At 72.2% G+C, this 12,633-nt stretch carries 11 protein-coding genes and 1 riboswitch; of the genes, 7 read left to right on the plus strand and 4 right to left on the minus strand.

What is annotated here, in order from left to right:
- Window positions 1–3: 3 nt before the first annotated feature.
- The 3 genes from HT134_RS34945 to HT134_RS34955 are packed head-to-tail and all read left to right on the plus strand — an operon-like array spanning window position 4 to window position 3,763.
- Window positions 4–516 (plus strand): PadR family transcriptional regulator, encoded by a 513-nt coding sequence (locus tag HT134_RS34945; protein ID WP_175604747.1) that lies wholly within the window; start codon window positions 4–6, stop codon window positions 514–516.
- Window positions 513–1,193 carry an ABC transporter ATP-binding protein gene (locus HT134_RS34950; RefSeq protein WP_175604748.1) on the plus strand — a complete coding sequence of 227 codons (681 nt, stop codon included), beginning with the start codon at window positions 513–515 and terminating at the stop codon, window positions 1,191–1,193. The genes HT134_RS34945 and HT134_RS34950 overlap by 4 nt, the downstream gene beginning before the upstream one ends.
- Window positions 1,190–3,763: an ABC transporter permease gene (locus HT134_RS34955; RefSeq protein WP_175604749.1), complete on the plus strand. Its 2,574-nt coding sequence runs from the start codon at window positions 1,190–1,192 to the stop codon at window positions 3,761–3,763. Before HT134_RS34950 ends, HT134_RS34955 begins: the two co-directional genes overlap by 4 nt.
- Here HT134_RS34955 and HT134_RS34960 read toward each other — a convergent pair.
- Both HT134_RS34960 and HT134_RS34965 read right to left on the minus strand, forming a co-directional pair.
- Window positions 3,723–5,084: an MFS transporter gene (locus HT134_RS34960; RefSeq protein ID WP_175604750.1), complete on the minus strand. Its 1,362-nt coding sequence runs from the start codon at window positions 5,082–5,084 to the stop codon at window positions 3,723–3,725. The two genes, HT134_RS34955 and HT134_RS34960, sit on opposite strands and share 41 nt — an antisense overlap.
- 80 nt (window positions 5,085–5,164) lie before the next feature.
- Complete coding sequence (locus HT134_RS34965; RefSeq protein ID WP_175604751.1) at window positions 5,165–6,022, minus strand: hypothetical protein; 858 nt, start codon at window positions 6,020–6,022, stop codon at window positions 5,165–5,167.
- A gap of 236 nt (window positions 6,023–6,258) precedes the next feature.
- On the opposite strand from HT134_RS34965, the gene serA reads away from it, so the two are divergent.
- Complete coding sequence (gene serA, locus HT134_RS34970) at window positions 6,259–7,848, plus strand: phosphoglycerate dehydrogenase (protein ID WP_175604752.1); 1,590 nt, start codon at window positions 6,259–6,261, stop codon at window positions 7,846–7,848.
- A gap of 328 nt (window positions 7,849–8,176) precedes the next feature.
- Entirely contained in the window at window positions 8,177–8,308 is a 132-nt protein-coding gene (locus HT134_RS47290) for a hypothetical protein (RefSeq protein ID WP_281387819.1), read from the plus strand.
- A 77-nt stretch (window positions 8,309–8,385) separates the two neighbouring features.
- On the opposite strand, the gene HT134_RS34975 is transcribed toward HT134_RS47290, so the two are convergent.
- Together HT134_RS34975 and HT134_RS47295 are read right to left on the minus strand one after the other, a co-directional pair.
- Window positions 8,386–9,201, minus strand: a complete 816-nt coding sequence (locus HT134_RS34975; protein WP_175604753.1) for a class I SAM-dependent methyltransferase — start codon at window positions 9,199–9,201, stop codon at window positions 8,386–8,388.
- Between the two features lie 87 nt (window positions 9,202–9,288).
- The gene (locus tag HT134_RS47295) at window positions 9,289–9,975 is read right to left on the minus strand and encodes a C40 family peptidase (RefSeq protein WP_175604754.1); all 687 of its coding nucleotides are present in this window, start codon (window positions 9,973–9,975) and stop codon (window positions 9,289–9,291) included.
- Window position 9,976: 1 nt separating this feature from the next.
- A riboswitch (cyclic di-AMP (ydaO/yuaA leader) is annotated at window positions 9,977–10,121 on the minus strand.
- 99 nt (window positions 10,122–10,220) lie between these two features.
- On the opposite strand from HT134_RS47295, the gene HT134_RS34985 reads away from it, so the two are divergent.
- Together HT134_RS34985 and HT134_RS34990 are read left to right on the plus strand one after the other, a co-directional pair.
- A complete protein-coding gene (locus HT134_RS34985) occupies window positions 10,221–11,267 on the plus strand; it encodes a 3-isopropylmalate dehydrogenase (protein ID WP_175604755.1) in 1,047 nt (348 codons plus the stop codon).
- A 186-nt stretch (window positions 11,268–11,453) separates the two neighbouring features.
- Window positions 11,454–12,551 carry a branched-chain amino acid aminotransferase gene (locus HT134_RS34990; protein WP_175604756.1) on the plus strand — a complete coding sequence of 366 codons (1,098 nt, stop codon included), beginning with the start codon at window positions 11,454–11,456 and terminating at the stop codon, window positions 12,549–12,551.
- Window positions 12,552–12,633 lie beyond the last annotated feature (82 nt).

A 12,633-nucleotide genomic window follows, 5' to 3' on the forward strand; every position in this document is an offset into this window, starting at 1 on the left:
TCCATGTCGATCAGACACGGGCTCCTCGCCTTGCTGAGCAAGGGGCCGCGGTACGGCTATCAGCTCCGGGTGGAATTCGAGGCGTCGACGGGGGCGACCTGGCCGCTCAACATCGGCCAGGTCTACACGACGCTCTCCCGGATGGAACGCGACGGCCTGGTCGCCCCTGGCGGCACCGACGACCAGGGGCGGGCCGTCTACACGATCACCGAGGCCGGCCGGGAGGAACTGGGGCGATGGTTCAGCACCCCCGTCGACCAGGCCGGCCGGCCTCGGGACGAACTGGCCATCAAGCTGGCCATGGCCGTCTCCATGGGGGACGTGGATGTCCAGGCGGTCATCCTGGCGCAGCGCATGGCCGCCATGCGGACGCTCCAGGACCTCACGCGGGCCAAGCGGGCCGCCTCGGGCGAGCTCGCCGAACGGCTCGTCCTCGATTCGTTGATCTTCAAGGCCGAGGCGGAACAGCGCTGGCTGGACCACTGCGAGGCCGTTCTCAGGGAGAAGCACTCATGACTGTCGTGAAGCTGCGGGACGTGACACGCGTCCACGGCGACGTACCCGCCCTGAAGGGGGTGAGCCTCGACGTCGCGCGCGGCGAGCTGGTCGCCGTGATGGGACCGTCCGGCTCGGGCAAGTCGACGCTGCTCAACGTGGCCGGCGGCCTGGACCGCCCCACCTCGGGCAGCGTGACCATCGGCGACACGGATCTGGCCGCCGTCAAGGACCTGGCGGCGCTGCGCCGCCGCGAGGTCGGCTACGTCTTCCAGGACCTCAACCTCATCCCGTCGCTCACGGCGGCCGAGAACGTGATGCTGCCCCGGGAGCTCGACGGGGTGCGCGCGGGCCGGGCACGGACCGAGGCGCTGGAGGCCCTGACCGAGGTCGGGGTGCGGGAGATCGCCGACCGCTTCCCCGAGGAGCTGTCCGGGGGGCAGCGGCAGCGGGTCGCCATCGCGCGGGCGCTGGCGGGGGAGCGCAGGCTGCTGCTGGCCGACGAGCCGACCGGCGCGCTCGACACGGCGACCGGCGACGAGATCATGCGGCTGCTGCGCGAGCGCTGCGACGCGGGCGCGGCGGTGCTGCTCGTCACCCACGAGCCCCGGTACGCGGCCTGGGCCGACCGGGTCGTCTACCTGCGCGACGGCGAGATCGCGGACGCCGCCGCCGTCCGCCTGGAGAGCGCCCGATGAGCGCCCTGACCGCCGCGCTTCGCGTCTCCCGCAGGGACTCGCGGCGCTTCAAGGGACGCAGCGCCCTGATCGTGGTGATGATCGGCTTACCGGTGCTCGTCTTCGCCGCCCTGTTCACCGGCTACCGCACGCTGGAGGTGAGCCCGCTCGAAGGGCTGACGACCCGGCTCGGCGCGGCCGACGCGCGGATCTCCGTGACGGCCTCGGGCCACCCCATCAAGCAGGACGTCGCGGGCGACGCCTGGACGGTCGTCGACGGACGGGGAGAGGACGACCGCGAGCCGCGCCGGTGGACGGCGGAGACCCTCCGCGACTTCCTCGGCGGCGGCCGGCTGATCTCCCTGCGGAGCAGTGAGGTGGAGGCGCGCCTGGCCGGCGGCTACGAACGGGTGCGCCTGCTGGAGGGCGACCTGCGCGATCCGATCGCCCGCGGGCTCCGCCGGCTCACGCAGGGCAGGTTCGCCGCCACGCAGGACGAGATCGCCATCACGCCGCCGCTCGCGGACACGGGCGTGCGGATGGGCGACACCCTCAAGGTCACCCGGTGGGACCGCGCCCGGAAGGTCGTGGGCATCGCCGAGAACCCGAACGAGCCGGGCGACATGGAGATGATCGCCCTACCCGGCTCGATCCTGAAGGACCAGACCCTCAGCACCTCCTGGCTCGCCGACACGACCGCGCCTCTCCAGTGGGACGACGTGCGCAGGTTGAACGCCGTGGGCCTGCGGGTGTCGTCCCGCGCCGTCATCGAGGCCCCCGAACCACCCAGGGCCTCCGTCCTCCGGGACGATCGGCTGACGAGCGACACGCTGCTCTGGATCGCCACCATCGTGATCCTCGTCGTCATGGAGACCGTTCTGCTGGCCGGGCCGGCCTTCGCCGTGGGCCTGCGGCGGCGCAGACGTGAACTGGCGATGATCGCGGCCCAGGGCGCGTCGGCCGCCCAGCTCAAGATGATCGTGCTGGCCGACGGCCTCGTGCTCGGCGGCGTGGCCGTCCTGCTCGGCGTCCCCCTCGCCATCGGCGGCGCGTGGCTGGCGGCCCCCTTCGTCGCGCGCTGGGGAGCGCCGCTCGGACCGTTGGACGTTCCGTGGGGACAGGTGCTCGGCGTGGCCGCGCTCGGTCTGGTCAGCGGTCTCGTGGCGGCCGTGGTGCCGGCGGTGCAGGCCGCACGGCAGAGTCCTGCCCAGGTGCTGGCGGGGCGCGAGGGCGAGGTCGGGGAGATCCGCGCCCGCGGTGGCCGGCCCGTCCTGGGGCTCGTCCTGGTGCTGCTCGGCCTGGGGGCCACGGCGGCGGGAGTGTTCCTGAGCCGCGGTGACACGCTGCCCATCGTCATGGCCTCGGTCCTGGTCGTGCTCGGGCTGGTCGCGCTGATGCCGTGGCTGGTCCGGTTCCTGGGGCGGCTCGCCCCCCGGCTGCCCCTGCCGGCCCGGCTGTCCGTGCGCGACGCCGTCCGGCACCGCGTCCGTACGGCGTCGGCCGCGGCGGCGGTCATGGCCGCCACGATGGCGGCGGTCGCGATGGGCGTCGGCGTGGCCAGCGCGCAGGCGACCCGGGTGGAGCGCTACCGGCCGCACCTGCCCGTCGGCTCCACCGTGGTGACGGCGTTCGACCCGATCGACGACGCGGCCTGGGCCAGGGTCCGGGACGCCGTCCGCAAGCGCCTCCCGGGTGTGGACATGGTCGCCGGCCAGCGGATTCGCGACGCCAAGGGTCAGGACGTCACACCGGCGTTCGTGACCTTCCGGCACGAGTGCCCCGACGGGTGCGGCAGCGGGCAGATCATGATCGGTGACGCTCGCCTGCTCGCCTTCCTGCAGGGCCGGCGTGACGACGCCGCCGCGGCGGCGCTGGCGCAGGGCAAGGCCGTCGTCTTCGACCGTGACCTCCTGCGCGGGGACACGCTCGTGGTGGACGTGACCAGCGAGGGAGAGGACCGCCACCGGTTCCGGGTCCCCGCCGTGGCGGCCCAGGGCGCCGACCGCAAGCAGGTCGGCGCGGTCGTCTCGCCCGCGGTGTTCACCCGGGAGGGCTTCAAGGCGGCCGAGCAGGAGCTGTACCTGAGCTATCGCCCCGCCGACCGGGACCGGTTCGAACGCGACCTCAACGCGATCGACAGCAGGATGACGACCATGACCGAGATCGGCCCCGGCGACGAGGACGACGCGATGGTCCCGGTGGCCTTCGGCCTGGCGCTCGTCCTCGGCCTCGGCGGTACCCTCGCCGCCACCGGGCTCGCCGCCGCCGACATGCGCCGTGACCTCGACACGCTCTCGGCCGTCGGCGCCGCCCGGCGGACCCGCCGGCTCGTCGTGGCGGCCCAGGCGGGGTTCGTGGCGGGCGCGGGCGCGCTCGTGGGGCTGGCCGGCGGGCTGAGCACCGGCGTCGCGCTGACCTTCTCCATGGCCCGCACGATCAGCTTCGGCGACACGAGCTCGGTCGAGCCCGCCGTCCTCGACGTCCCGGGGCTGCCCGTCGCCGCGATCGTGCTCGGGCTGCCGCTGCTGGCGGCCCTGGTGGCGGGCGTGTTCACCCGGACGCGCTGGACGCCGGCACGCCGCCTGGCCTGAGCCGGTACTTCAGCGTCATCAGCACCGCCAGGAACAGCACCAGCGCCGGGATCGCGGTCTCTCCGAGGAGGACCGCGGTCACGGCGCTGTCCGGCTGCGCCACCGGCCGGCCGGCGTCCGACTCCACGAACCCGCCCAGCGTCAGCACCCCGCCGAAGATCAACGCCCCGAACGAGCTGATCCCGCTCTCGATCGCCGTCCACAGCCCGGTGAACACCCCGGCCCGCCGCTTGCCCGTCGTCTCGGCGTCCACGGCGATCACGTCGGCCAGCATCGAGAACTCCAGGAGCTGGACGCCCGCGTAGCCGAGGCCCACGACCAGCAGCATGGTGTGCGCGTACCAGGAGCCGAACAGCGGCGTGGCGAGGTTCGCCAGCGTGCCGCCGCCGAACAGCAGCCCGGCCAGGATCATCGCGCCGCGCTTGTCGTAGCGCCTGGCCAGCCACACCCAGGCCGGCATGGCCAGCAGCATCGGTCCCACGAACACCGCGAACAGCGTGCTCGTCGTCTTCGGGTCGTCCAGGATGTACGCGGCGAAGTACGGCGCCCCGGCCAGCAGCATGCTGACCGCCATCATCTGCAGGCAGCTCAGCGCGAGCAGCCAGACGAACGCCGAGTTGCCCCGGGCCGCGGCGAACTGCTCGCGCAGGCTCCCCGAGTCCGGCTCCGGCGCGCCGGTCATGGGGGCGCGGGCCGTGCCGAAGAACGCGCCGAGCATCGAGGCGAGCAGCACCGACGCGACGGTCACCGCCATGAGCCGGTAGCTGTCCAGGGTGCCGGCGTGGCCGTCGCTGTTGACGATCGCCGGCGCCACGATGCCGCTGATCACGGTGGCGGCCCCGATGAAGACCATCCGCCACTGCAGCAGCGAGGTCCGCTCGTGGTAGTCGCCGGTCATCTCAGCGGGCATCGCCTTGTACGGCACCTCGAACAGCGCGTATCCGGTGGCGGCGGCCATGAAGCAGGCCCCGACGTACAGGGCGGCCGGCACGCCGGTCAGCGGCGGCCCGGCGAAGACCAGGACGAACGCGACCGGCAGCGTGCAGGCCCCGGCCAGCAGCCACGGCCGCCGGGGGCCGAGCCGCGAGGTGGTGCGGTCCGACCAGCGGCCGACGAGGGGGTTGATCACCAGGTCCCACACCTTGGGGCCGGCGACCACGGCGCCGGCCAGCCACGCGGGCACGGCCAGGAAGTTCGTCATGTAGTACAGCAGCAGCAGGCCGGGCACGGCGTTGAACGTGGCCGTGCAGAACGACCCGACGCCATACCCGAGGCGCACGCCCCTGGACACGGTGGGGGCGCCGGCGGGCGTTGCGATCATGCCCTCATCTAAACCGAGCGAGGGCTTGTTCGGTAGGGCCCGCTTCCAGCGGGTACGCCCGGCCTCCCGCGTACGTCCGGCTAGTCGATGACGTTCGCGCAGACCACGTGCGCGCCGATCTCGATCATGCGGCGCTCGCTGCGCGCGTCGGCCACCCGCGCCATGAGGATCGGCGCCCCGCTGGCCGCGAACTGCGGCAGCCGGGCGCGCACCCCGCGGTGCAGGTCGCGCACCACGTCCTCGGCCGCCGACATGTGCACCTTGACGTGCAGCATGATGCCGGGGACGCCGGAGGCGGTGCGGGCCTCGGAGATCCAGACGTGGTGGACCAGCGGGAAGTCCGCCAGCAGGTGCGCGATGGCCCGCCGCAGCGCGGGCAGGATCGGGTGCGTGCAGCGCCGGTAGCCCGGATCGACCTGCTGCATCGGGCCCGACAGGTGCGGGCGCGGCGCGGGGATCCACGGCATGGGCGGGGACTCGGGGGCCGGCGGGGCCACCTGGGCGAGCGCGGGCGCGCCGCGCGACACCATGGCCATGGCGCCGGTCGCGTACGCGGCGGGGGCGGCGCCCGACAGGACGGGCGTCGGCCCGCTGCGCGTCGAGGTCAGGAATCGCTGCAGGTCGTCGATCGGCACGGCGGCCGCGGCGGGGCCGGCCGCGTCGATGACGATCTCACGCACGCCCGTGACGCGCTGGATGTCGAGGATGGTGTCGGCGTCGCAGGCCGACAGGGAATGGCAGCCGCGGTGCCGGGCGTAGGAGCCCGGGCCGGTGTAACCGAGCAGAACCCGATCGCCGGCCTGCGTGGTACCCAGGACGACGGACCGGTCGGGCCGCACGGCCACCAGTACTCCGCCGTCGGCCAGGGCCGCGAGCAGGCGGTGCGGGGTGCCGTGCTGGGCGAGCACGTCGGCGAGCGCAGGATTCCCGATGCTCATATGACGAACCATAGGTAGTGGGCCACGGCTTATCAGGCTAATGGCGAAGAAAACTCCTGAGCAAGACAAAGATGGGCGCGACGTGGATGACCTTGGCACGGGGCGGGTAGGGCGGCGTCCGTCTCACATTCCGGGTCCCTCGTGAACGCGTTCACAAGCGCGGATACACTCGGGGGGACTCCGAGGGGCTCGCCGACGTGCCCCTCCAGCCCGCCGCTCGCCGTAAGGATCCACCCGTGACAAAGCCTGTCGTCCTGGTCGCAGAGGAGTTGTCCGAGGCCGGCCTCGCCGTGCTCGGCGCCGATTTCGAGGTCCGCCACACCGACGGCGCCGACCGCTCCCAGCTTCTGCCCGCGCTCGCGGACGTGGACGCGCTGATCGTCCGCTCCGCCACGCAGGTGGACGCCGAGGCGATCGCCGCCGCGCCCAAGCTGCGCGTGGTGGCCCGCGCCGGCGTGGGCCTCGACAACGTCGACGTCGAGGCGGCCACCAAGGCCGGCGTGATGGTCGTCAACGCGCCCACCTCCAACATCACCAGCGCCGCCGAGCAGACCGTCGCCCTCATCCTGGCCAGCGCCCGCAACACGGCCCAGGCCCACGCCGCGCTCAAGAACGGCGAGTGGAAGCGGTCCAAGTACACCGGTGTCGAGCTCGACGAGAAGGTCGTCGGCATCCTCGGCCTCGGCAAGATCGGCCAGCTCGTGGCGCAGCGGCTCCAGCCGTTCGGCGTCGAGCTGATCGCCTACGACCCCTACCTGCCGCCGGCCCGCGCCGCGCAGATGGGCGTCAAGCTGGTGAGCCTCGACGAGGTCATCAAGCAGGCCGACTTCATCACGGTCCACCTGCCCAAGTCCAAGGAGACCCTCGGCCTCATCGGCGACAAGGAGCTGCACGAGGTCAAGCCGTCGGTGCGGATCATCAACGTGGCCCGCGGCGGCATCGTGGACGAGGCGGCGCTCTACTCCGCGATCAAGGAGGGCCGCGTCGCGGGCGCCGGCCTCGACGTCTTCGCCAAGGAGCCCTGCACCGACAGCCCGCTGTTCGAGCTGGACCAGGTCGTCGTGACGCCGCACCTCGGCGCCTCCACGCACGAGGCCCAGGAGAAGGCCGGCACCCAGGTCGCGCGCAGCGTGAAGCTGGCGCTGGCGGGCGAGTTCGTGCCCGACGCGGTCAACGTCCAGGGCGGCGCGGTGGCCGAGGACGTCAAGCCGGGCCTGCCGCTCGCCGAGAAGCTCGGCCGCGTCTTCACCGCGCTGGCCGGCGAGGTGGCCACCAAGCTCGACGTCGAGGTGCGCGGCGAGATCGCCGCGCAGGACGTGCGGGTGCTGGAGCTGGCCGCGCTCAAGGGCGTCTTCACCGACGTGGTCGAGGACTCCGTGACCTACGTCAACGCGCCGCTGCTGGCCAAGGACCGCGGCGTCACGGTCGAGATGGTGACCAGCTCCGACAGCCCCGACTGGCGCAACGTGGTGACCGTGCGCGGCGTGCTGGCCGACGGCCGGCAGGTCTCGGTGTCCGGCACGCTGTCCGGCCCGCGGCAGATCACGAAGATCGTCGAGGTCAACGGCTACGAGATGGAGATCGAGCCGACCGAGCACCTGTCGTTCTTCACCTACACCGACCGGCCCGGCGTCGTCGGCGTCGTCGGCCGCCTCCTCGGCGAGCACGGCATCAACATCGCCTCGATGCAGGTGGCCCGTGACGTCAAGGGCGGCAAGGCGCTCATCGCGCTGACCGTCGACTCGGCCATCCCGGCCGACGTGGTCGAGCAGATCATCGCCGAGATCGGCGCCGACAGCGGCCGCTCGGTGGACCTCGACGGCTGATCCTCCCGCACCGACGCGAACGGCCGCCGCCGGACCTCATGTGTCCGGCGGCGGCCGTTTGTCGTCTCACGATGCGAGATATTAGGACGTCCAACGAGACAGCCCGGTGACCGGAAGGTACATTGGCTGTCAATGCGCCAGGTTCTCGTACTCATTACCTGCCGCGGCGGGGCCTGTTAGGGCAGGCCGGCGACCCGCCGCGGTGCGTGGCGTCGCGTCGGCCGTCAGTCCCATCGCCCGGTCCGTGATCCGGACCGTGCGCCGCAGGCCCGGGTCGGGTTCGCGACCGGGGTCCGGCTTCCGTCCGTACGACGCCCCGCGAAATGAGATGAGCCACATGTATGAGATGTACGCCTGGAACGGCGCCGAAGAGCACGACGACGAGGCGACCGAGGCCCTGCAGACGGCGCTGGACCGCCGTGACAACGGCGGCGCCCCGCTGACCGCCGACTACCGCTGACCCCGGCGCCCGGGCCGGGGACCGTCCGCGCGGTCTCCGGTCATCCGGCGCGCTCTCCGGTCAGGGGGGGCTCGCGGTCAGAAGGCCAGCCGGTAGAACACGGCCATGTTCCGCAGGGTGCGCGACACCCGGGCCACCGCGGCCGCCAGCCGGTGCGACAGTGACAGCTCGGCGAAGCCCTCCATGTCGAACGCGCTGAGCGCGGTCACGCACCGGAGCCGGGGACTGATCGACAGCAGGTCCCCGGGTCCCTCGATGCCCCAGCGCATCGTCGCGCCCGCCTTCCGCACGGGCCGGTTGACCACCTGGAGCGCGATGCCGCGGCGGTTGAGGGCGTCGAAGACGAACTGGCCGGAGGGGAACCCCTCGGCGACGGCCCGCACGAGCGCGCGCCCCTCCTCCCTGCCGAGGTAGTAGACCAGCCCCTCGGCCACGACCAGCACCGGACGGTCGCGCGGGATCCCCTCCAGCCAGCCGAGATCGGTCACCGACGTGCCGATCGTCGTGCAGCCCGGCGGTTGTGGGTAGAGCCGCCGGCGCAGCTCGACGACGTCGGGATAGTCGACGTCGTACCACCGCACGCCGGCGGGCGGCCCCAGCCGGTGGACCCGGGTGTCGAGGCCGCAGCCGAGGTGCAGCACGGTCGCCGCGGGCGTCGCGGTGAGGAAGTCCCGCGCCCAGTCGTCGATGAGGCGCGCCCGCAGGGCCACGGACGCGGCCGTGCGCGGGCCCACGCCGACGCGGCGGAAGTCGTGGTCGATCCTGGAGACGGTCTCGGCGGCCATGGTGTCGCCGAGGATCGGCCGGGGTGAGCGAGCGTCCAGCGCCCTGCCGTACAGGGTGGCGAGCAGGGTCGCCTTCTCCTCGCTGAGACGCACCTTTTCGGCAGCCATACGGATCACGCTACGCCCGCGCCGCCGTCAGGGCGGGCTGGGCGCGCTCGGGTGCCGCCCGAGCGCGGCCGGCCCGCCGGGCGGGGGTTACAGGATCGAGGCGATCGGCATGGCCGGAGCGGGCTCCTCGCCCGCGGCCTTCCGGGCGGCCCAGGCCTTGACGCCCTTGGGGTCGGGGCGGACGGCGCCGACGAAGGAGGAGCGGCGCCAGGCCGACAGGCGTTCGACCTTGACGACGTCGCCGGTGTGCGGGGAGTGGACCATGTACCCGGGCTTGGAGATCATCCCGACGTGCCCGAGGCCATGGAAGAAGACGAGGTCGCCGGGCTTGAGGTTCTTCCAGGAGATCTTCCGGGAGAACGCGTTGTACTGCTGCGCCGCGGTGCGCGGCAGCGTGATGCCGGCGTGCTGGTAGGCGCGCAGCATCAGGCCGGAGCAGTCGTAGCCGGCGGGGGAGGCGCCGCCCCAGACGTACGGGGTGCCGCGCTTGTCGAGGGCGTACTTGAGCGCCCGTTTCCAGGCGGGGAGGGGGGTCTTCTTGACGCGGGCGGCCTTGACGTCCGCGCCGGTGAGGGTGACGACCGGCGAGGTCAGCCGGGCGGTGGAGGTGTCCTCCTGCGAGCTTCCGGGGACGGAGGAGGAGGCGTTCTGGAACGTTCCAGAAAGGGGGGAGAGGGGGGTGCTGGGTCGCGTGGAGGCGAGGGAGACGCCGGCCGGGGCGGCGATGGCGATCCCGGCGGTCGCGACGGCGGCGAGCATGGCGAAGCGAGACACGAAGGTCCTTCCATACGGCCTACCGGGTTAGCTGACGGGCTCGGGCCTGGAAGCGGCCCTACGGCGGTGACCTGCCGATTCGCCCCATGAGGGGAATGGGTCCCCGGCTCCACGCAACCGCTGCGTGGATTCGGCTCGAGGGACTCTAACGAAACGGTCAAATACGCGCAATCCCCCTCAAAACGGATGTCCGTTGAGTGAGATGGTGTGTTCGTCAGTCGAGACGACCAGGTAAGGTACCGGCCATGGATTCGCGCGACATTCGCCTGGCAGTTATCCCCGGTGACGGCATCGGCACCGAGGTCGTGACAGAGGCGCTCAAGGTGCTCGAAGCCGTCGGCACGAAGATCGAGGCCACCCACTACGATCTCGGCGCCGCGCGCTACCACCGCACCGGCGAGACCCTGCCCGACTCCGTTCTGGAGGAGCTGCGCGGCTACGACGCGATCCTGCTCGGCGCGGTCGGCGACCCCAGCGTCCCGCCCGGGATCCTGGAGCGCGACCTGCTGCTGCGCCTGCGCTTCACCTTCGACCACTACGTCAACCTGCGCCCGGTCAAGCTCTTCCCGGGCGTGGAGACGCCGCTGGCCGACACCCGCCCCGAGGACATCGACATGATCGTGATCCGCGAGGGCACCGAGGGCCTCTACGCGGGCACGGGCGGCGTCATGCGCGCCGGCACCCCCCACGAGATCGCCACGCAGGAGTCGCTCAACACCGCCCACGGCGTCGAGCGCGTGGTGCGTTACGCCTTCGCCAAGGCGCAGTCAAGGCCGCGCAAGAAGCTCACGCTCGTTCACAAGACCAACGTGCTGACCTACGCCGGAGACCTCTGGCAGCGCACGGTCAACCGGGTGGCCGAGGAGTTCCCCGAGGTCACCACCGACTACGCGCACATCGACGCGGCGTCGATGTACTTCGTCAGTCAGCCCGAGCGCTTCGACGTGGTCGTCACCGACAACCTCTTCGGCGACATCATCACCGACCTCGGCGCGGCCATCGCGGGCGGCATCGGCCTGGCCGCCAGCGGCAACATCAACCCCGACCGCACCGCGCCCAGCATGTTCGAGCCGGTCCACGGCAGCGCGCCCGACATCGCGGGCCAGGGCAAGGCCGACCCGACCGCCACCATCCTGTCCGCCGCCATGCTCCTCGACCACCTCGGCCGGCACGCCGAGGCCGCCAAGATCGAGCAGGCCGTCTCCGAGGACATCCTGGAGCGGCTGAGCGGGTGGGCGAGCCGGACCACCCACGAGATCGGCGACGACATCACCGCGCGAGTATCGAGCTAGGGCCGCCCTAGCTCCACCAGCGCCTGGCGGTCCGCACAGGGACCCGCCAGGCGCTTTTCGCATGTTCCGGGGGATATACACCCTGCTGCCCCCTTGCCATCCCAAATAGCGAGACAATAGGAAGTACGGACTGCCGTCGCGCAGTGCCGCCGGCATCACCCCGTCGTAGAGAGAAGGACCATCGTCATGACCATCGCTCAGAAGCTCAGCTTCGACGTGCAGCTGTCCGACCATGCGCGCACCGCGGCGGAGCGCGAGCAGGTACTGGCGAACCCGGGCTTCGGCGCGACCTTCACCGACCACCTGGTCTCCATCGACTACACCGAGGGCAGGGGCTGGCACGACGCGCGGCTCCAGGCGTACGCGCCGCTCACCCTCGACCCCGCCACGGCGGTCTTCCACTACGCGCAGGAGCTGTTCGAGGGCCTGAAGGCGTACCGGCAGATCAACGGCTCGGTCGTGACCTTCCGCCCCTACGCCAACGCCGCCCGCTTCAACCAGTCGGCGGCGCGCATGGCGATGCCGGAGCTGCCCGAGGAGACGTTCGTCGAGTCGCTGGAGCAGCTCGTGCAGGCCGACCGCGACTGGGTGCCGACCACCGAGGGGCACAGCCTCTACCTGCGCCCCTTCATGATCGCCACGCAGGTGGGGCTGGGCGTCAACTACCCGTCGCGCACCTACAAGTACATGGTGATCGCCTCGCCGGCGGCCTCGTACTTCACCGGCGGCGTCAAGCCCGTCTCGGTGTGGCTGTCCACCGAGTACACCCGCGCCGCGCCCGGCGGCACGGGCTTCGCCAAGTGCGGCGGCAACTACGCCGCCGCCTTCGTCGCCCAGCGCCAGGCCGTCGAGAACGGCTGCGACCAGGTGGTGTGGCTCGACGCGGCGCAGCACGCGTACGTCGAGGAGATGGGCGGGATGAACCTGTTCTTCGTCATCGGCGGCAAGCTCGTCACCCCCGCGCTGACCGGCACGCTGCTGCCCGGCATCACCCGCGACTCGATCATCGCGCTGGCCGACGACCTCGGCCTGGAGGCCGAGGAGCGGCTGATCAGCGTCGAGGAGTGGGCGGACGGCTGCGCGTCCGGCGAGATCACCGAGGTCTTCGCCTGCGGCACGGCGGCGGTGGTCACCCCGGTCGGCACGGTCAAGGGCGCCGACCGGTCCTGGACGATCGCCGACGGCACGCCCGGCCCGGTCACCATGCGGGTGCGCGAGGAGCTGCTCGGCATCCAGTACGGCGCCCGCCCCGACCTGCACGGCTGGATCCACAAGGTCCTCTAGCCACCTCACCGCGCGACCGGCCCGTCGTCACCCCGGGCCGGTCGCGCCGGTTCTGCCGTCTTTGATCCCCTATTCAGGGGTT

The organism is Nonomuraea rhodomycinica (genome assembly GCF_013363995.1).
GTDB classification, from domain to species: Bacteria; Actinomycetota; Actinomycetes; order Streptosporangiales; family Streptosporangiaceae; genus Nonomuraea; species Nonomuraea rhodomycinica.

Coding starts and splice junctions, on each gene's coding strand:
- HT134_RS34945 (WP_175604747.1), top strand. CDS start 4: ATGTCGATCAGACACGGGCTCCTCGCCTTGCTGAGCAAGGGGCCGCGG.
- HT134_RS34955 (WP_175604749.1), top strand. CDS start 1,190: ATGAGCGCCCTGACCGCCGCGCTTCGCGTCTCCCGCAGGGACTCGCGG.
- HT134_RS34985 (WP_175604755.1), top strand. CDS start 10,221: ATGGATTCGCGCGACATTCGCCTGGCAGTTATCCCCGGTGACGGCATC.
- HT134_RS34960 (WP_175604750.1), bottom strand. CDS start 5,084: ATGATCGCAACGCCCGCCGGCGCCCCCACCGTGTCCAGGGGCGTGCGC.
- HT134_RS47290 (WP_281387819.1), top strand. CDS start 8,177: ATGAGCCACATGTATGAGATGTACGCCTGGAACGGCGCCGAAGAGCAC.
- HT134_RS34950 (WP_175604748.1), top strand. CDS start 513: ATGACTGTCGTGAAGCTGCGGGACGTGACACGCGTCCACGGCGACGTA.
- HT134_RS34965 (WP_175604751.1), bottom strand. CDS start 6,022: ATGAGCATCGGGAATCCTGCGCTCGCCGACGTGCTCGCCCAGCACGGC.
- HT134_RS34975 (WP_175604753.1), bottom strand. CDS start 9,201: ATGGCTGCCGAAAAGGTGCGTCTCAGCGAGGAGAAGGCGACCCTGCTC.
- HT134_RS34990 (WP_175604756.1), top strand. CDS start 11,454: ATGACCATCGCTCAGAAGCTCAGCTTCGACGTGCAGCTGTCCGACCAT.